Genomic DNA, 18976 nt, shown 5'->3' with positions numbered 1-18976 from the left:
TTTATTTAGGCTACGCTAATGAAAGAATAGTCTTTTTTATTGGGGCAGCTATATGTAATTATGATAATTAACATTGCGGTGAAGGTGCTTTTTTAGTTTTGAACTTTGATTTGAGTACTTACGGATATTTACTTTTATGCCAGATCTTCATCCTCCAGATAATTCTTACTTTTGGCATCTGCCGTATATCCTCCCATACGTTCCCAGTCAGTTGAACGATGTGCTTTTTGTGGGGGATTGTAGTCTACATATTCTCTTTCAGTACAACATTGCGCAGCTTGTACAAGCCGAAGCATTTCTGTTTCTCCAAGCATTTTCAGATTTCTGTAGAGATGTCTTTTTTCTTGTTATAGTACAATTTTGCAGCTTTATAATATTTTTGTGGCAGATTGAGGGAGAAAATGGCCCTCTATTGAATTTAATAGTAAGTAAGCTATTTTGAAGTGGTATATGCCTTTCCATAAGTCGGTCGAGATACTTTGTTGGTTATAGATTTCTTTGGCATATCAGTTATATCCCCTCACCTCAAAAATAGTGGGCACTCTTGCTTTGAGAACAATATCTATAATCAGAGATAAAAGTTAAAATGCTTACTCTTGTTCCTCCCCAAGAAGATCTGAAAGTTCGGTCATAAAAAGGGAATTGGGATACTTGATTTTATCCACTTTTCTCCAAGCTTTCTTGTAAATGTCTTTTTTGTTTTCTGCAATTTTTTTTATAAAGTCAATATAAACATTGGTTATCAATGAGGTTTGTTCGTTTTTCTGCAATTTTTGAATATGAATAGCTTCTCGCTGTTCAATAGAAAGAAAATCGGTTAAAAATCTGGAGGCCATTTCTATGCCAAAATTTTCTAATCTGGGCGTTTCTGCCAACTCTTCTGCCAGCTGTGCGTAAATCTTTAGAAGACGAACTTCAAAAATGTTGATACGTAGTTTTTCCATGACGTGTATCCAGGTGTTTATGTTGTGAACAACATCGTTTACATACTTTTCAGCATAGCTGTTGGCATAGTGTATCGTATGATTCTCTATCAGATTAGAGCATATCATTTTAAAATAGTAAAGATTGAGATAGGGGTCTTGGGGTTTGTTGTCCTTTTTTATAGACAGCAACAGTCTTCTGATAAAAATGTCAGTAAAACGCAAGAACTGAAATACGGCTGTTGATTGGTATTTATTATCTCTCCATTCATTTGTCTGTTCTGAAAATATAGAGTTCCCCAAGGATGATTCCCTAAACGCTTCTTCTCCAAAAGCTCTAAATACCTCCAAATTATATACAAATTCAGTTTTTGTAAACAAGAGTGTCAAAAAGGGGGAATCGTCCAAACGATATTCGATATCCTGATTTCCTTTATAATTGAGGGGGCCTTTCAAACCCTCTAATAAGTGGGAGTTTTTTTGCCGTATCATTGTTCTGAAATAAACCTCTACTACATTTTTGAAGCCTACAATATTAGCATTTATGCAGCGATGTACACATTTCAAAAAGAAGGTGGAATCGTGTTCTACTGACTTTATGACAAAAGTCTTATTCAAAATCACTTCGTTAAAAATAGCAGTTTCAATAGGTGTATTCTTTTTTTGTAACTTATTTTTTGTTGGCTGTTCATCATTCCATGGAGATTCTTCTTGGAGGGCATTGTTTTGTTCATTATAACTCTTATTTATCTTAGTGATAAGTTTTTCTATTTCTTCCAAATGATATGTTTGTAGATACTCTGTTAGTACATTGATATTGGAATTGATAAGACTTTTATAATAACTGATTAACTTGGCTTTGTTTGAAGAAGGAAAATGTCTGTAGATTGCTATTTTCCATATCAACAGAAAAATGAAAACAAGTGATAGTATATACCCCCATGTAGCAGCCATGGGGCTTCCTTTTATCATGAGGCGTTCAATGTATATTCCTCTTTGCTCATACCACGGAAAAAAGATGAAATAGTTGATTGCTATCATTATAAGAATGTATGTTATGATAGAAAATCTGCTGAATTTGTAAATCCAAATCATTTTATTATTAGCTATTGCCGTAGAAACAATGGCCAATAGAATAGTGATAAGTACTAAAAAGTCGCTGCTTGTCATTAGTGGGTGAATTGGTGTATTTGAACATTCTTTTTTTTGTAAACCCATATGTTTCTGTTTCTTTATTGCTAAAGAAATGAATTCCATTTTTTCCTAATTGTTTTTTGTTTGGAATGACACTAATGTCACCCTTTTTATGAGGAATGCACAAAAGTACGTCAGCTAACAAAGTGCGTCAAGTTAGAAAATAGAAGGGGTATCCATTTATTATACTAATTTGGTTTTTTCAATATATTGCTTCCATTGGCATTCTCCCAATCCGATATATCTTGATATAATTGCGTTTGAACGAATGCCTCTAAGCGGAAACATGGGTGCAATCTGTTCCGAATGCTATTTTCGTTTTCTTGCCTATGGATTAAGTCGTTGATTCTGAGATGATGGCAGAAACGTTTTATGAAATCATGTCCATTAGTCAGTTCATATTCACAACAAGGGGAGTGGTCTCTTTGAAATGATTCAATGTCATTAGCTGTAATAATTCTGTTTGGATTGGATTTCGGAAGAATTTGTGTATGTATATATTCGAAATCTTTTAATTGCTCGGAAGAAAGCCCTTCAACGCTAAATGTCTTGAAATTATATTTTAAATGCTCACAGTAGTTGTACCATTTAAAATAGGAAAGAATATTTAGTTCTTGAAAGATTTGTTTCCATAAATCTTCATTGTATGTTATAGCCAGATTTTCAAATATCTCCTGACGGGTGCTTTCGTTTTTCAGGCACATCATTTCATAATCGTGTGCATCAGCGTAAAAGATATTATCCTCTGTGGGAAAAATGTGGCATAAACGGGCAAAATCACTGTCTTTGATGGCAATATTCTTTATCTTTCCTTGCAGGCAATTATAGACTTTTCTAAAAGCTCCGCAACCGCCACTTGTTTTAATTTCGCTATTCGAATCTTGAAAGAATTTATAGTAGAACTCTCGGTCGTCTTTTCCTTCCACCAAGATTAATGTCTTGTGAGCTTTTGAAGGCGTCTTCCATTCCAGCAGATACTGGTTGGCTGTTATTATAGGATTATTTACACTCTGCAAATTCTGCATGGTTGTTCTCTTCGTTGTTTGTGTATAGGTCACAGGATATATCCCAATGTTCGTTGATGAAAGCAGGGGAGTGGGTGGCTATAATAATTTGGCATTTTAATTCTTCTGCCATTTTCTGATAGTCTTCAAGCATTTGGCTGACCCATGCCATGTGTAATGAGTTTTCGGGTTCATCAATTAGCAATACGGTACGCATATCAGTCGAAAAAGCCAATTTGTAGTACAAGATAATCAAATTTTGCTCTCCGCTGGATAATTTGCGGAGTGGAACTTCTTCCCCTTTATCGTTTATTACGCTGACCCCTTTGACTTCATTTAATTTGATTTTCTTATTTGAAAGGACTTTGCCTGAGACAAAACGGTCAAAAAGGGAAAGTTGCTTATAGAATTTATCAAATGAAGACATTTTTTGCTCCATATCATCAATGTAGAGTGAGAGCACATTTTGTAAATGTTCGGGATATTCTTCCAGAATATCAATTTGGGGCATCAATCCGTATTCTTTGTAATTGTTGATTTTTGCTTTTAATTTTGATAGCTTTTCTTGAAATTCTGCCTCTTTGTATTTATTATATGTTCCTTCTACTAAGCGTTTGATGAATGTGCTGTCTATTTTTTGGCTTTCTGATGCGAACTCCATTTGTTGCTTTGCGAACTCTTTTATCAGTTGTGCGGCAATATCGTCGATTTCAAATTGATTTAATAATCTTCTTCGTCCATCATAACCGGAATGTTGTGTAGAAGCGATAATCCGTTGCTCTTTTATAAAAGAGCATTTCCGCTCTTGCAAAAACATCCGGATATTTTTACTTTTTTCCAAGATAGAAATATCTGAATCTATATTGTATTCTTTGTTTAACAGTTCTTCTATATCATATTCTTCAGTCTGTCTGTATGACAGGGTAGGGAGGAGCTGTCGCCTTAAACGGAGTATGTCTGAATAAGAAAGAGAAAATTCTTCTATATAAGCTTCATCACTTTCATTGGCGTTTAAACGGAAAAAAACTTTTTCTTTTAGTGAAGCGGGCGTTCTGTCTTCACGATTGTTGTCTTCTGCCTCGATTCTCTTTTTTTGTATGGATATATTCATTCCATTTCGGAAGAATATTTGAATTTCCTTGAATTTCAGAAGATAGAAAAACCAAAAATTACAGGTTAGTAGATTATTGATTATTTTTAAGAATGTAGTTTTTCCATATCCGTTAGGACCGGTAATAATTGTTACGCGCTGATTTTCCGGAAATTGAATATCATAGTTGTAAGTGTCATACAATTGCCGGATTAGAATGCGTGCTATCATATATTATATAGTTTTTGTAAAGTAGTTTGTAAAGCGTCGCTTACCGTACAAGCTGTATCTCTGTATATGTTCTTGTTCTCTTCGGAAGTAACAACTGCGGTGTAATGTGGATAGTCTGTTCCTTTGCTGCGGTTGTTTCTCCAATTCATGGGACGTAGATTCTCTATGTGGTTTCCACCTCCCAGTTCTTCAGGATATACATGGTCTATTTCCCATCCCAAAATATTGTCGGTATCTCCATAAGCTTCACGGGAAATCCATGCTCCGGCAAAATCCTGACGATATAAACTCGCATTATATCCGTCTACGATAATACCTTTTTCCCAAATCCTTTGAATCGCTTCAGGAGTTGTTAAATCAGATATATAATTATTTGCCATTGTAGTTTTTTCTATATTCAACGTCCAAAGGTAGATAAAGTTTTTTATTTATCTTGTATTAGATTCTTTTTTTATTCTTTTCCTAATCCTTTTTCTTGTTTTTTCCCGAGTTGACACCTGTGTCACCCCTTAAACATAAATATCCGTTACGCGCGCGAGACAAATTATCAATATAACAAACCAGTATCGTTTGTGTGTGATAAATATTAGCCTATAGAAAGTATTGGAAAAAGGGTGCCACAGGTGTCAAGGCCTCGAGTGAGGTTAAGGTTTCAAGACTCCCGTATGGATTCTATAATTCCTCAAATCCCTCTCCAGGCAATCTGCTACCTCTTTCTCAAAGCTCTCCTTTTCTTGTTCGGTTTTAGGGAACGACCGCCAGAAATGCGTTACGGCATGTATCTGGTTGATGTTGTTACTCAGCCCTTTTTTAAAAGGTTGTAGGTTCTGGTACTCATCATCGTTGCTTGGGCGATGGTCTCATTGGTCAGATGTCTGCCGTTAACGAGCTGTTCTTTCTGGCATTTGCTCAGAAAGGCTCCGAATGCCGGTGTCACCGGCTCTTTCTTTGTCATGTTGACTCTTTTAATTGTTAAACAATAATAAAAACAAGTGAAATCATTTCCATGTAGTGGAAACGACCGGGCTTGTATATCTGGGCACTTATGCGTTCCTTCGCGTCGTAATTTTAAACATAAACAAAAATCAGTAAATTATGGAACACCGCAATATCAGCCTTTTCAGAGGCTATTCGGACACAGAATCTGTAGAAACTTCTCTTGAAGAAGTAGTCAACATCATTAAATGCGACGCTGCCCTGCGAGACCGCACTGAGAAACATCGCTACTACTTGCAGCAAGACCTGCGTAGGGATGCCGACCGCGAGAAGTCCGGCTGTTCCTGCTTCGCCGTTGCCGTCTGCTTTGAAGGTGGGAAGACCCGCGAACATATCTGTGCCTGGACCGGCTATACCTTGGTCGACCTGGACCACATCGCTCCCGAGCGGATGGCTGCCACGTTGACATTGATTTGTGCCGACAAGCATACATTGATGGCCTATACCACCATCAGTGGGCATGGCATCCGCATCATCTGTCGCATCGATGACCTGAACAGAGTGGAAAAGGGAAAAGCCTTCCGGCAATACGCCAAGTATTTCAATCAAGTCAACGACTACTATTCCTGTCTGGTGGGCTTCGAAAGTGACGGGCAGTGCAAGAATGCTACCCGTATCAGCGGACTGGCTTCCGATCCTCATGTATATTACAATCCCAGTGCCGCAGCCTTTGTTCTCCAAAATAGTCCGATTGCTCCCCAACCGCAGGATAGCGCTTCCGAAGTTGTGCCGGCAAAGCGTAACAAACGTTTGGAGAAGGCAGTGAAAGCTGCCGAACGCCTGCTGGAAGAGGAGGGAGTGAGTTATTGTGAACATCATCATAATGAGTACGTGATGCGCATGGGTTATTTGCTCAACCAGTACGGAGTGGCCCGGAAGACAGCCGCCGCTTGGGCAGCGGAGCACTTTCCCGACTATGACGGGGATGTGGCAGCTGTCATCGGCTCCTGCTACGCGAATACCGGGGAACATGGCACCCGTTCCCTTGTCCGCAGGGGAGAGGACGATGAAAAGTTTGCCACGGTGGCAGATATCGAGCAGTTCCTTTCCGAACAGGCGAAGTTCCGCAAAAATACGGTGAGCGGCAAGTTCGAAGTCCTGATGGCCGACTGCGGAGAGGAGTATGCGGAGCTGACCGACCGCTACGTCAACACGTTGTGGAGCCGCATGAACAAGGCAGGGATGCTTGCCCGCATTGCGGACATACGTTCCGTGCTCGATTCGGAGTACACGCCGCTTTTCAATCCCTTTGTAGCCTATCTGGAGGGGCTGCCTGCTTGGGACGGTACTACTGACCCTATTGCCCGTCTGGCTGCCGGCGTACATGTGAAGGACGACCAGAAGCTTTTCAGCATCTACTTCAAGAAGTGGCTGGTGGCCACCATTGCTTCGCTGCTCGATACTAAGGTGGTGAATCATGAGATTCTGGTCTTCATCGGTAAGCAGGGCATCTACAAGACTACCTGGATGCAGCGTCTGCTTCCTGTCGAACTTCAGCGTTATTTTTATGTGAAAAGTAACAGCCGGCGCGTCAGCAAGGACGACCTTTTTACGCTGACCGAGTTTGCACTGGTATGCCTTGAAGAGCTGGAGGAGATGACCTCTGCCCAGGTCAGCCAGTTGAAGGCCATCACCGGCATGACAGACGTGAACGAGCGTGCCGCCTACGGGCACTTCAAGGAGAGCCGTCCGCATATTGCCAGCTTCTGTGGCACGAGCAACAACGTCACCTTCCTCAACGACCTCAGTGGCAACCGCCGTTGGCTTCCCTTCGAGGTGGATTCCATAGACAGTCCTTTCGATTATCCCATAGACTATGTCGGAGTGTATGCGCAAGGCTATGCCCTCTGGAAGAGCGGCTTCCACTACTGGTTTGAGCAGGAGGAGATTGATGCCGTGAATCTTCATAACCGTTATTTTGAGGTGCCCTGCCTGGAGCGTGAGCTCGTTCAGGTTTACTATCGCCGCCCCATGCCGGGCGAGGAGTGTATGTTCTTGACCAATGCCCAGATACTGGGACATATCAACATAGGTATCCGGCAACCCTTGAGTCCCACGCGCCTCGGTCTGGTGATGAAGCAGGAGGGCTATGAGGCTGTCCGTTCCGGTGGCCGCCGTGGTTATCGGGTGGTCGAACTGAAAGGGGATGAAATCTACCGCAACCAATGCGCCATGGCGCGCTATGTGGGGGATTGATTCTTTCACGGTTTTCCTAAATACCTGAATATAAGTTCCACCTGCAGGGAGGTGAATATTTTCTGGGAGCCTTTGTAGCCGGTATGCCGCAGGGCTTCGTCCAGTTCCAAATTCAGCTTCATCCATTTGGACAAGCGGTTGAGTGCGGATGCCGGTGAAATGGTGGGGGCGTATGCCTCTGCCAGTTCACGTTTGTAATAGGGACGGACGGGCCACTCTTTGCCGGGGATATTTTCGTAGTCTTCAACGTACTTCATAAACAATGCTTTAACTGGTTATTACACTGTAAATGTACGGAATTTTTTCTGTATACCCATTGCCGGAACCCGGTATAATCTTACCTAATCTCACATTTTCCCACATCCCTTCATATCACTTCACCGCATCTCTTATTCTGCCCGGAGGTACGTCGTATCTTTGTTCTGTCAGACGATGAAGGGTGAAGATTAGTAATCGTGACGCGCGAAGATTAGTAATCGTAAGCCCCTGGGATTAGTATCGTCTCCCTATCTTTTAATTTTTAACTTATAATTTTTAATTTATGATTAACTACAGTATCGTGATGCGTGGCAATCCTACCGATAAGACGGTTGCCAAAAAAGCGTACGCAAGTGCGCAGTATTCGGAAGTGATGGACATCAACCGCTTTGCCGAGCATATAGCCAGTCATGGCTGCGTGTACAAGCGTTCGGATATCGTTGCCATCCTCACCATGTCCGTGGATTGCATGCGGGAGCAGTTGCTGGCCGGACAAAAAATCCAGTTGGGCGACCTGGGGAGTTTCTACATCAGCATCAACAGTATCGGCGCGGCTTCTGCCAAGGAGTTCAATCCTGCCATCCATATCCGTAGGCTGAATGTGAACTGGACCTGCGGCCAGCGTTTTGGAGAGCTGCTGGAGGAGGCGGAATTCAATCTGGTGGCAACCCGAAGTGCAGCCTGTGCCGTGGTGAAAGCCCTGAAGGCCGGAAAGACTACCGTGGACCTGACCGGAGCCACTGGCGGGGGTGAAGATGCCGGTGGAGGCAGCAACCCGGGAGGCGGTTCGGACGGAGACCAGGGGGAAAATCCGTTAGGATGAAACGAAAAGACAAAAGAGAGAAAATAAATATGTTCTTCTGTCTAAAAAATGCAGCTAACCATAGTATTTAATTCCTTAATTGCAAATTGTTATGAGTGAGAAAACAAAATCAAAATCTGTATGGGGCATTGTCCTTAAAGTGATTATTACCGTGGCCACTACATTGGCCGGAGTGTTTGGCTTGACTTCCTGCATCAACCGTTAGCCGGATGAAAGCAGGCAGTTTCTATCAGAACTATCGGGAGGTAACCCTCCTGGTAGTTCATTGCAGCGCTACGCGCTGTGACCGTCACTTCTCGGTGGAGGCGCTTCGCCGCAGTCATCTGGCACGGGGCTTTGCCGATATCGGTTATCATTTCTACATCACCCGTGACGGCGAGGTGCATATTTGTCGTCCGGTTCATCAGATTGGAGCCCATGCCACCGGCTGGAACGACAAGAGTATCGGCATCTGCTATGAGGGTGGGCTCGACGAGAATGGTGTCCCTGCCGATACACGTACCTATGCGCAGAAATGCTCTTTGCTCGACTTGCTCCGGCAGCTGAAGACCGACTATCCCAATGCCCGTATTTCAGGGCATCGGCAACTCAGTTCCTCTATCCATAAGGCTTGTCCTTGTTTTGACGCCAAAAGCGAATACGAGACAATTAAAAATTAATTTTCTCCACGTATCCTATCGGCATGTCCACATGTGCGCAGCCCAGCATATCCAGCCGGACTGCCACTTTGCTTTTTCCTCCTATCATGACCAGTTCTCCCTCCAATCCGGCAAGGGGGCCTTTTATTACTTTCACGGCATCACCTGCTGCCAGAGGTGTACTGCAAATCTCTACAGCCTCCGGGCTATAATCCAGCATAAAGCGGAAACGTTCCATCTGTTCCTCGGGAATGACGGCGGGACGGCTTTCACCACGCAATACCATGTATCGGCTGATAGCTTGTAAGGTAAGCGGCAAAGGGCGTTCCTGCGGAGTGACATGCACGAAAATCATCATCGGGATGACCAGACGGTCCACTTTTTTGCGTCGGTCGCTCCATTGGCGTATTTCGCTTTGTATGGGTAAGTAATATTCCACTCCCATAGCTTTCAGCCGTTCGGCAGTCTTCTTTTCCAGACAAGACTGCACGTATGCCACCAGCCATTGGCGACGAGGAATAATATGAGGGGTGATATCAGTATGGTTCATGTAAAATCCTTTAAAGGTGTATTTCTATGGTTCATAAATAGTTGAGGTTCGGGCGCGCTACGCGGTCGCCTGTCACATTGGAGGGGCGGGGTTAATTAAAAATTAGAAATTAAAAATTAGACACTCGATTATTTACTCTCAACTCTTAATAGCTAGTCGCTAACTCAACTGTATCCGTATTTCTTACCGTAGCCGTAATACTTTCCGTATTTACCATAGCCGTAGTAATAACCGTATTTTTTCTTCTTCATATCGATTCCGTTGACTACTGTGCATAAGTTGGGGAGGCGATGATGCTCCTGAAGCTCGTTGATGAGCTGGTAATCAGTCTTATGCGTATAATCTGCACGACAGACGTAGATGCTGGCGTCCGCTACGCGCGAAAGGATGAGCGTGTCGGTCACCATGCCGATAGGGGCTGTATCCAGTACGATATAGTCATATTCTTTGCGTAATGTACTGATGGTGTCTTCCAGTGACTGGCGTGCCAGTAGTTCCGTAGGATTGGGTGGGATGGGACCGCCCAATAGCAAGTCAAGGTTGGAAGTTATGCCGGAAGGCTGTATCAGCGCATGCAAGTCCGTAGATTGAGGAGCAGCAAGATATTGCGTGATTCCCTTTTCTTTGTGTGAAAGATGGAATATCTTGTTCAATCCCGGTTTGCGTATATCCAATCCTACCAGAATGACCTTTTTGCCGAGCAGTGCCAAGCTGACGGCAAGATTGGAAGCCATGAATGTCTTACCTTCACCGCTTATGGTGGAGGTGACGAGGATTACTTTCTTGTCCGGGTCACCCATGATGAAGAGCAGGTTGGTGCGCAGGCTACGGAAAGTTTCTGCCATGATATTATTGTCGTTTTCGCGGACGGCGATAGTCGGTGTTCCATTTTTACCAGCATCGGTAAGAGGTATGTCACCAATAATGGGGACGGTTGTAAGCTTTTCCACGTCGGTGTGCCCTTCGATACGAAAACGGAGTAGGTTGAGGAGGTAGATGATGCTTATGGGGATGCCTATACCGATGACAAGAGCAATTATGTAAATTAGTTTGCCTTTAGGAGAGACGATATCGCCAGGGATGGGCTCTTCGATAATCCGTCCATTATTGGCGGTGGCGGCCAGTGTAATGGCATTTTCCTCACGTTTCTGCAACAACATGATGTAAAGGGTGGCTTTGATTTCCTGCTGGCGGGAAATGGTCATAAATTCTTGCTCTTGCTTGGGGGCATTGCTGATGCGGCTTTCGTATTTGCGCGATTGCCGGTCGATATTGTTCCGTGTGATTTGCAGTCCTTTCAGTACACTGTTCACCGTAGTTTTCACATTGTGGCGCATGGCTTCGATACCCGTATTTAGATTGATAATGGCGGGGTTACTTTCTGATGAAGTGCGGAGCAGACGCTTACGCTCTACGACGAGATTATTGTATTTCTCAATGGCAGATGCCAGGTTGACATCGCTCAAGCCTACATTGGCAGGGATGACTTCGTCATTATTGTCGGGGTTATTGATATAGTCGCGTAGATAAGTCACTAAATTGATTTGAGTGGCGTTTTCGGCATATTGCTGTTCGTATTTGGAGCTTTCCTGCAGGGCAAGCTGTGCATCGCTGCTGAGGTCGGTCAGACCGGCACGTTGTTTGAATGCCGCCAACTCATTTTCAGTCGTACCCAGCTCGTTGTTGATAATGCCTATACGCTCTTCAATGAAGTCAGCGCTTTTCTGTGCTACTTCATTCTTTTCGGTGTTGGTGTCTATATTATAGACTGCTATCAAATCATTGATGAAGTCAATGGCCCGCTGTACATTCGTATTCTTTAGGCTGACAGCTGCAATAGTACTAGTTTTAGAAGTAGGCTCTATGGTGAGGGCAGAACTGTAGCCAATGGCTACGGCAGTAGGTTTGCTGATGGTGACTTTTAACTTGATGGGTTCGGTCGGGATTGACAAAGAGTCTCTGCCCGAGATGGTGATTACACCGATGGGAAGCGGCAGAATAGCGGGGAGTTTGTCAAAAGACTTTTGTGCTTTCTGCTTCTCGTTGTCTTGTGTGTAACTGACTTCGGCAGACAGTTTGCCGAGTGTATCGTAAGTCAGGTCCAATAGAATGTTTTCATCCAGTTTATCTGCCTCCTCGGCAGTCATGAAGACGTCAAAGGGAGTATCTTTATAAAGTGGAATATCGTAACCGAATGGCTGTTTTTGTGCTATGTTTATATAAAGATTCAGGTGTGATACGACTTTCTTGATGAGCGTGCGTGATTTTAGGATTTCCACTTCATTGTCAAAATTGCTGGTCATGGAAAACATACCGAAATCCTGCATAGCGGCTAAAGCATTGTTAGCGCTCTTCTTATTGTCATCTTCTTTAATAAGTACAGAAGAGGCTACTTCGTATACAGGAGCCTGATAGCGTAGATAAATGAAGGCGAGAGCCATGCATATCAGTATACTTGCAATAAACCAGGGCCAGTGGATGACATATTTAAAAAAGAGGGCTTGAAAATCTGTCTTTTCCTCTTTCTCATCAAAAAGGTCATCGTATAAATCTTCTTTCATCGATATGTAGGGATTAATGATTAGCGTTTAACTTTTAACTTTTAACTTTTAACTTTTAATTATCTTGCTATCGTCACAATCAAGCTTGCCAGCGAAACGAGTGTACCTACTACGGAGAACCAGATGGTGGTGCTGTTGCTGATACTGGCATTTTTAGCTTTGGTCTTGTTTGGAGTGACATAAAGAATGTCATTTTGTTGCAGATAATAATAAGGAGAATGAAGGATATTTTGCTCATTTAGATTCAAGCTTATGATATTCCGCTGTCCGTTATTGTCTTCGCGGATAAGCTTGACGTTACTGCGTATACCGTAGACCGTCATGTCTCCTGCCATGGCGAGTGCCTCAAAGAGATTTACTTTCTCGTTGTTGATGGTAAATGTACCGGGACGGTTCACTTCTCCGATAACTGATATTTTGTAGTTGGACATGCGTACGGTGACGATGGGAGTCTCTTTGAGGTAAGGGCGAAGTTGCTCACGAATCAGTTTTTCCGCTGCGGTTTTAGTCAATCCGCCTATCTTTAATTTACCTATGACGGGAAAGTCTATCTCACCTTCATTATTGACCAGGTATTGCTGTAGGGTGGGCTGTGATGTGACATAGGTACTATTGGCTTGAGCCACATTGATAGAGGTCTGCATGGTTAGGTTGAACGGTGCCGCTGCTTGCGGGTCGCTAGTGTTGACCGTGATGCTCAACAGGTCTTTCGGCTGAATGCGTGCATCATAGAGGGTATCCTGCTGGTTTACTTCATTAATGACAATTTCCTTATAACCCTTATCTGTAAGTGATTCGTAGCTTTGCAAATAAGGTACTCTTTTATAGGATTGGCAACTTGCCAATGTAAATGCCACCATTAGGATAGTTATGCTTTTCTTGTTTTTCATCACTATGTCTTTTTTATTTTAATTCTCATTTTTTTATTTTAATAGGCTTCCTTCTCGCCCCGGACGGCATTTCTGACTGTCTTGTATATGATGTACAAATCCAATAGGAAAGTCCAGTGTTCCAGGTACCAGACATCACGCTGTACACGTCCCTCCATCTGCCAGAGTTCTTTGGTTTCACCACGGTAGCCGGTGACTTGGGCCCAACCGGTGATGCCGGGCTTTACCAGATGTCTGACCATATATTTGTCGATAAGGTGTGAATATTCTTCAGTGTGTTTCAGCATATGGGGGCGTGGCCCTACAACGGACATTTGTCCCAATAATACATTGATGAATTGGGGAAGTTCGTCAATACTGGTTTTACGGATGAAATCTCCGATTTTTGTTTTGCGCGGGTCATTGGCTGTGGCTTGTAGTTTGTCACTATCTATGTTGACACGCATTGAGCGAAATTTGTAACACCAGAATTCTTTTCCGTTTTCTCCGCTTCGTTTTTGTTTGAAGAAGATGGGGCCGGAAGAAGATAGCTTGATGGTTGTACCTATGATGATATAGACAAAGGGAAATACGGTACAAAGGAAAGAGAGGGAGAAAAAGAGGTCGAAGGCTCTTTTCAGCAGACGATTTTCCATTTGTGTCAAAGGTTCCTCACGGATAGTTAGTACGGGAATATTGCCGAACAGCTCGAAGTGCATGCGGCGATGCAGGTAATTGCGGATATTAGGCACACTGTAGAAGCGAATCAAGTGATTCTCGCAATAGTTGATGATAGGAACTATCTCATGACTGCGTGCAGAGGGTAGACAGCAATAGACTTGCTCTATATGATGTTGCTGTAAATAAGTGACGACTTCTTTAGGTTGACCTAAATAGGGGATACTTTCAGGAAAATCATTGGAGGGTAAATCGCAGAAATAGCCGCTAATGCGGAAACCGGTAGTAGGATCTCCTGCCATTTCTTGATAAAGTTCGGCCATATTCTTGTTGCTACCAACCAGAACGACAGTACGTGAATTACCTCCATATTCCCTATATCTTTTGAGAAGATACCGAAACATAAGTCTATAAACAGCAAGACAGATAAAAAATATACCATAAAAACAAGCGAAAAAGCGGAGTGAACTGGTGCCGATTTCCGCTAGAGTAGCCAGACTTATAAATAAGGCTGCGTGGAAAATCGTGTTGCGGAAAGCTCGACGTACAATTCGTTCTGGTCGTACAATACGTTCATGCAGTACGACGCCATTGGAGTAATTGCAAAGTAGATAGACTAGATTCAATAATACCAATAGCTGGGACAATGAATGTGTAAATTCATTGCCCAGTGTTTGGTAGTCAAAAATGTGATATAGCGAGATGAAAATGATGTTCAGTAAGCATAAGTCACCAAAGATAATGACGAACTTAATCACTTTATTGAAATGGAGAACTTGTTTCATAATTCACACTAATTCAATAGCTTTTTTCTTTCTCAATGGTATTGAAAGAGAAAAAACTGTTCATTCTTGTTTGTTTAATAATTCTCTTACTTACAAGGTAATGGATACCAATACTCTCTTACTTACAAGGTAAGAGGTGGTATTTTATTTGGAGAATAATCTTATAAACCAGCCATTAAAAGGTATTTTACATTAAAAGACTATATATGTAATTAAAATGTAAAACGATATTTTATCTCATAATTAAATTTAATTTTTGAATTCAAAATGGGGGCTTTTATGTAAATATATAAGACTGAAATACAAGTGGCTGCAATGTGTCTTATATCTATATATGAGATAAATATGAATTAAAAAATAAATCTATTTTTTTTGCGATTGTAGTAATCTTTTTCATATCTTTGCAGCCACAAAACATATTCTCTTACCTTGTAAGTAAGAGAATAAAATTGGATAATAAAAGTACTCCTATACAAATAGGAATACTTTTACAAATTCTAGTTTTTAGGGTTTTTTCTTTTTGTTTGGATGGATTGTTGCAATCACTTTTTTATTTGCTTTACTCATCGCATTGTTGTCAAAAGAAGCAAGGTAAACGTGAGTTACCTTTTCAGAAGTATGTCCTAAGCTTTCACTAATCACAGAAATGGCCACTCCTTCGTCTTTGGCAGTGGTGGCCCAGCTATGGCGGGCTACATAAGATGTTAATGGAATGCTTAACCGTAACATCTTCGAAAGTGTGTGTAAATGTTGGTTGTAGAGCCGTAAAGCACTTTTGTATTGTCTGTAACCATCTTCCCCGGTTAGTGATAATATCGGTAGCAAATAGGGGGAAGAGGCGGCTTCGTTTTTATACCTATTTATAATCTGTGCGGCATACGACTCTATATGTACGGACAATTGCTGACGGGTCTTATGGCGGTAATAATAAATGGTATTGTGCTTGACATCCGTTTTGCGGAGATGTACAAGGTCTACGAACGGAATGCCTCGTAAGTAAAAACTTAACAGAAACATGTCGCGGCTGAAACGCAAGGCGGGTTTCTTCTCCAAATCAAGATTTACCAAGCGCCGGATTAGTAAAGGAGAGATGGCCCGTTTGGCGGTAGGCTCATAGCCAGTGAATACATAGGCGAACAAATCGTCTATACTGTGTGTGAATGGAATGCCTTGTTCGGCAGCTTGGTGAGAGATGGAACGGAGCATACGCATATAGGTGGATATGGTATTATGGCGCCGCCCTTCGCCGAGCAGCCGGTCTTCGTATTGCTTGATGAGGCTGGGGGTGAGATCTGCAAAAGTGATGGAACGGTGGCCGATGAAGCGGAAAAAGCTGTTCACTGTACTGGTATATATACCGGATGTACTGTATCGTCCGGCTTGTTTTGTCCGCTGTATCAGGGAAGCGGAAAAATTATGTATAGTATTCATAATCTGAATTTTAATATTTTAAATACATATAAAACAACCTTGAGCATGAAATGATTGTATGGCAATCAATGCACGCTTAGGGGAGAAATGGTAAAATTTCTATATAAATTCAGATATGTATTCTCCGGGCAGACAGGAGGAGGGTTACAGTATGCCCGAACGTACCCGACTCAGTGTTTCGGGGGTCATCAGCAGATAGGACGCAATGTGCGACAAAGGAGCCCGCTTGATGACTTCGGGCTGATGTTCCATGAGCTGGTTATAGCGCTCGCGTGCAGTCTCAAACCGCCAGGAGTCAGCCTTTATCTGTGAAACAATCAGGGAATATTCCAGAATCTTCCGATAGAACATGTTTATTTCCCATGAGATTTCGGTAAGTGTCAGCAGCTTGTTGTATGGCAGCAGGTATACGACACTCGGTTCGAGTGCCTCAATCATGAGGTGGGTGGGTTCCTGCTTCAAGGTACTTTCTATGCAGATGATGATGCAGCCTTCATAGGAAAAGTGTTCGGTGACGTCTTTACCGTTTTTATAATAGAATTGGCGCAACATGCCTTTTCCTACAAATACGATATTATGGCTTATCTGCCCTTCATTGAGTAATAATGCGCCCTTTTCTACTTCCTTGCGAATGAGGATTTCCTCTATCAACCTTCTTCCCTCGGGAGCCATGCCTGGATAGCGGGAGTTGATAGCGGCATCTACGGTTTCTTTCAATAGTGCATCCATAAAGCCATAATTTGTTTGTTCGAGGGGCAAAGATAAGGTTTTTACGAGAAAAAATCAGCTCCGTATGAAACTTTTGTTTACCCATTTCATGCCATACCAGCGGCGGACGAAAATGAAGCCGCGGATATTCTCGTCCAACAGGAAGGCTACCCACATGCCGCAGATACCCCAGCCGAAGGGGAAGCCGAAAAGGTATCCCACACCTACAGCTACACTCCACTGCACCACCAACCCTACGTAGAAGGGGTAGTTGACATCTCCTGCCGCACGAAGGGCGTTGGTGGCGAAGATGTTGATGGGGCGGCCTATTTCGAGGAGTACATCTATGATAAGGATGGTGGCACCCATACGTATGATGTCGGGGTTGGACGTGAGCCAGCCAAAGATGGCATGCCCCGAAAGGGCGAGGATGCAGGACAGCATGACGGTAATCATGACGGATTTCTTCATGACGTATTTTCCCATAAGGAAGGCTGCGTGAGGTTTCTTCTCGCCTATCAGATGCCCGATACAGATGGCGCCGCCTTGTGCCATGGAGATGCTGAACAGATAAGCGAACATGATGATGTTGACACAATAGGTACGGGTGGCGAGCGCTTCCACTCCCAGCATGTTGATGAAGTAGGTGATGACGACTTGCGACGAGCTGTACGACAATTGTTCGCCGGCAGAGGGCAGGCCTACCTTCATCAGGTTCTTTAGTTCTATCCACGGAAAAGGGCGGAAGTATGCCGGTGGGAAACGGTGGATGTGCTTGCGGAACAGTATGACGAACAGTATAATCATGGAGACACCCCGGCTGAAGGCTGTGGAGATGGCGGCGCCTTCCACGCCCAGTTCCGGAAAGCCGAAGCGGCCGAAGATGAGGGAGTAGTTGCCGATGATATTGAGGATATTGACTACGACGGTGACCATCATCGGGTAGATGGCCTTGTTGGCACTGCGCAGGGAGGCGGAGAGGGTGAGGGATAGTGCCTGGAAGAAGGCGAAAGCGCCTACGATACGCATATAGTCCATGCCGTCCTGCATCAGTTCAGCGGTGAGCCCCATCAGCCGGAGGATGGGATGGGCGCAGGAGAACAGTACCAGGCTGACCGTGATACCTACCGCCAGGTTGACGAGGATGGATACGCCGACTACTTGCACTACTTTCTTGTGTAGTTTCGCACCGAGATACTGGGAACACAGAACGGACGTTCCGAGGTTGATGACTTCGAAAACGAGGAAAGTGAGCATGATAATTTGGTTGACTACCCCTACGGCGGCAACACTGTTGTCCGAGTGGCGGCTCAGCATGATGGTGTCCACCGCACCGAGCATCATGATGAGAAGTGTCTCTATAAAAATGGGGGCGGCCAGCTTGGCAAGCCGCTTTTTTAGGCTTTCTTGTTGTATCATTGTCCGTGTATGTGCACTATACTTTAAAAATCGCGCAAAGATAAGGAAAGGTTGAAAAGGACGGTTTGATATGTATCAAATTTTTTTTCTTGTTTTAGGGTTTGAGTGTTAACGTGTTATCTCAAATTGTATGAAAACGGTGAAAAAAATATGTAGGAAAGATTTGCACAGTCCAAAAGTTTGCCCTACATTTGCACCGCATTTGAAAAGAATGCTGGTTATAAAAAAGGAAGTTTGGGTGAGTGGCTGAAACCACCAGTTTGCTAAACTGACGTACGGGTAACCGTACCGGGGGTTCGAATCCCCCAGCTTCCGCCAGATGCACTCTTAGCTCAGTTGGTAGAGCAACTGACTCTTAATCAGTGGGTCCAGGGTTCGAATCCCTGAGGGTGTACAAGACAAATGCGAGGGTGGGTTCATCTAACGGTTAGGATACATGCCTCTCACGCATGGTATACGAGTTCGATTCTCGTACCCACTACAAAAACAAGAAAGCGGTTGACTGATGAAACGGTTAACCGCTTTTTGTTTTTCATTTTTCTGTTGTAATCCGAAAATAGTTTGGGTCAACGTAACAATCTGAGGTATTTTATATTTAAGCATATAATTTAGCAAGTCTATA

18 protein-coding genes and 3 tRNA genes are annotated in these 18976 nt (G+C 43.3%); 7 read left to right on the top strand and 14 right to left on the bottom strand.

Going from position 1 to position 18976, the window contains the following annotated elements:
* Positions 1-134: 134 nt before the first annotated feature.
* The 6 genes from DXD65_RS16380 to DXD65_RS21160 all read right to left on the bottom strand — a co-directional run bounded on the left by DXD65_RS16380 (position 135) and on the right by DXD65_RS21160 (position 5397).
* Positions 135-296, bottom strand: a complete 162-nt coding sequence (locus tag DXD65_RS16380) for a hypothetical protein (protein ID WP_227224492.1) — start codon at positions 294-296, stop codon at positions 135-137.
* A 294-nt stretch (positions 297-590) separates the two neighbouring features.
* On the bottom strand, positions 591-2180 hold the full coding sequence (locus DXD65_RS16375; protein ID WP_117704053.1) for a hypothetical protein: 1590 nt from the start codon (positions 2178-2180) through the stop codon (positions 591-593).
* Positions 2181-2305: 125 nt separating this feature from the next.
* The gene (locus DXD65_RS16370) at positions 2306-3142 is read right to left on the bottom strand and encodes a hypothetical protein (protein WP_117704052.1); all 837 of its coding nucleotides are present in this window, start codon (positions 3140-3142) and stop codon (positions 2306-2308) included.
* On the bottom strand, positions 3117-4442 hold the full coding sequence (locus DXD65_RS16365; RefSeq protein WP_087332631.1) for an AAA family ATPase: 1326 nt from the start codon (positions 4440-4442) through the stop codon (positions 3117-3119). The genes DXD65_RS16370 and DXD65_RS16365 overlap by 26 nt, the downstream gene beginning before the upstream one ends.
* Positions 4439-4822: an HNH endonuclease signature motif containing protein gene (locus tag DXD65_RS16360; RefSeq protein WP_087332630.1), complete on the bottom strand. Its 384-nt coding sequence runs from the start codon at positions 4820-4822 to the stop codon at positions 4439-4441. The genes DXD65_RS16365 and DXD65_RS16360 overlap by 4 nt, the downstream gene beginning before the upstream one ends.
* Positions 4823-5241: 419 nt before the next feature.
* Entirely contained in the window at positions 5242-5397 is a 156-nt protein-coding gene (locus DXD65_RS21160) for a hypothetical protein (protein WP_005828011.1), read from the bottom strand.
* 140 nt (positions 5398-5537) lie between these two features.
* Here DXD65_RS21160 and DXD65_RS16355 point away from each other — a divergent pair, with 140 nt between their 5' ends.
* Entirely contained in the window at positions 5538-7634 is a 2097-nt protein-coding gene (locus tag DXD65_RS16355; protein ID WP_117887800.1) for a BT4734/BF3469 family protein, read from the top strand.
* 5 nt (positions 7635-7639) lie between these two features.
* Here DXD65_RS16355 and DXD65_RS16350 read toward each other — a convergent pair whose 3' ends face one another.
* Positions 7640-7891: a DUF4248 domain-containing protein gene (locus tag DXD65_RS16350; RefSeq protein WP_005828017.1), complete on the bottom strand. Its 252-nt coding sequence runs from the start codon at positions 7889-7891 to the stop codon at positions 7640-7642.
* Between the two features lie 284 nt (positions 7892-8175).
* Between DXD65_RS16350 and DXD65_RS16345 the strand changes: the two genes are divergently transcribed.
* From DXD65_RS16345 to DXD65_RS16340, 3 genes are all read left to right on the top strand, one after another.
* Positions 8176-8715 (top strand): DNA-binding protein, encoded by a 540-nt coding sequence (locus DXD65_RS16345; protein WP_117887799.1) that lies wholly within the window; start codon positions 8176-8178, stop codon positions 8713-8715.
* Positions 8716-8806: 91 nt separating this feature from the next.
* Positions 8807-8920 carry a smalltalk protein gene (locus DXD65_RS21020; RefSeq protein WP_005828021.1) on the top strand — a complete coding sequence of 38 codons (114 nt, stop codon included), beginning with the start codon at positions 8807-8809 and terminating at the stop codon, positions 8918-8920.
* Between the two features lie 4 nt (positions 8921-8924).
* Complete coding sequence (locus tag DXD65_RS16340; protein ID WP_005828023.1) at positions 8925-9374, top strand: N-acetylmuramoyl-L-alanine amidase; 450 nt, start codon at positions 8925-8927, stop codon at positions 9372-9374.
* Here DXD65_RS16340 and DXD65_RS16335 read toward each other — a convergent pair.
* From DXD65_RS16335 to DXD65_RS16305, 7 genes are all read right to left on the bottom strand, one after another.
* Positions 9364-9903 (bottom strand): UpxY family transcription antiterminator, encoded by a 540-nt coding sequence (locus DXD65_RS16335; RefSeq protein ID WP_117704050.1) that lies wholly within the window; start codon positions 9901-9903, stop codon positions 9364-9366. The genes DXD65_RS16340 and DXD65_RS16335 overlap by 11 nt on opposite strands.
* A gap of 164 nt (positions 9904-10067) precedes the next feature.
* Positions 10068-12464, bottom strand: coding sequence for a GumC family protein (locus tag DXD65_RS16330; RefSeq protein ID WP_117887798.1), 2397 nt, complete (start codon positions 12462-12464; stop codon positions 10068-10070).
* 59 nt (positions 12465-12523) lie between these two features.
* The gene (locus DXD65_RS16325) at positions 12524-13354 is read right to left on the bottom strand and encodes a polysaccharide biosynthesis/export family protein (RefSeq protein ID WP_087332626.1); all 831 of its coding nucleotides are present in this window, start codon (positions 13352-13354) and stop codon (positions 12524-12526) included.
* 38 nt (positions 13355-13392) lie between these two features.
* Positions 13393-14796, bottom strand: a complete 1404-nt coding sequence (locus tag DXD65_RS16320) for an undecaprenyl-phosphate glucose phosphotransferase (RefSeq protein WP_117887797.1) — start codon at positions 14794-14796, stop codon at positions 13393-13395.
* Positions 14797-15300: 504 nt separating this feature from the next.
* A complete protein-coding gene (locus tag DXD65_RS16315) occupies positions 15301-16227 on the bottom strand; it encodes a tyrosine-type recombinase/integrase (RefSeq protein WP_008663082.1) in 927 nt (308 codons plus the stop codon).
* A 144-nt stretch (positions 16228-16371) separates the two neighbouring features.
* Positions 16372-16956 (bottom strand): Crp/Fnr family transcriptional regulator, encoded by a 585-nt coding sequence (locus DXD65_RS16310; RefSeq protein ID WP_005828036.1) that lies wholly within the window; start codon positions 16954-16956, stop codon positions 16372-16374.
* A gap of 54 nt (positions 16957-17010) precedes the next feature.
* Positions 17011-18354, bottom strand: coding sequence for an MATE family efflux transporter (locus DXD65_RS16305; protein ID WP_005836251.1), 1344 nt, complete (start codon positions 18352-18354; stop codon positions 17011-17013).
* A 228-nt stretch (positions 18355-18582) separates the two neighbouring features.
* On the opposite strand from DXD65_RS16305, the gene DXD65_RS16300 reads away from it, so the two are divergent.
* From DXD65_RS16300 to DXD65_RS16290, 3 genes are all read left to right on the top strand, one after another.
* Positions 18583-18672: transfer RNA gene (locus tag DXD65_RS16300), tRNA-Ser, on the top strand.
* A gap of 3 nt (positions 18673-18675) precedes the next feature.
* Positions 18676-18748 (top strand) — tRNA-Lys (locus DXD65_RS16295).
* 15 nt (positions 18749-18763) lie between these two features.
* Positions 18764-18835 (top strand) — tRNA-Glu (locus tag DXD65_RS16290).
* Positions 18836-18976: the final 141 nt, after the last annotated feature.

This window comes from Bacteroides sp. 4_1_36 (assembly GCF_003466325.1).
In the GTDB taxonomy this organism is placed as follows: domain Bacteria; phylum Bacteroidota; class Bacteroidia; order Bacteroidales; family Bacteroidaceae; genus Bacteroides; species Bacteroides uniformis.
Note: the sequence above shows the minus strand (reverse complement) of the source record. Positions and strands in the feature narration are given on the sequence as shown.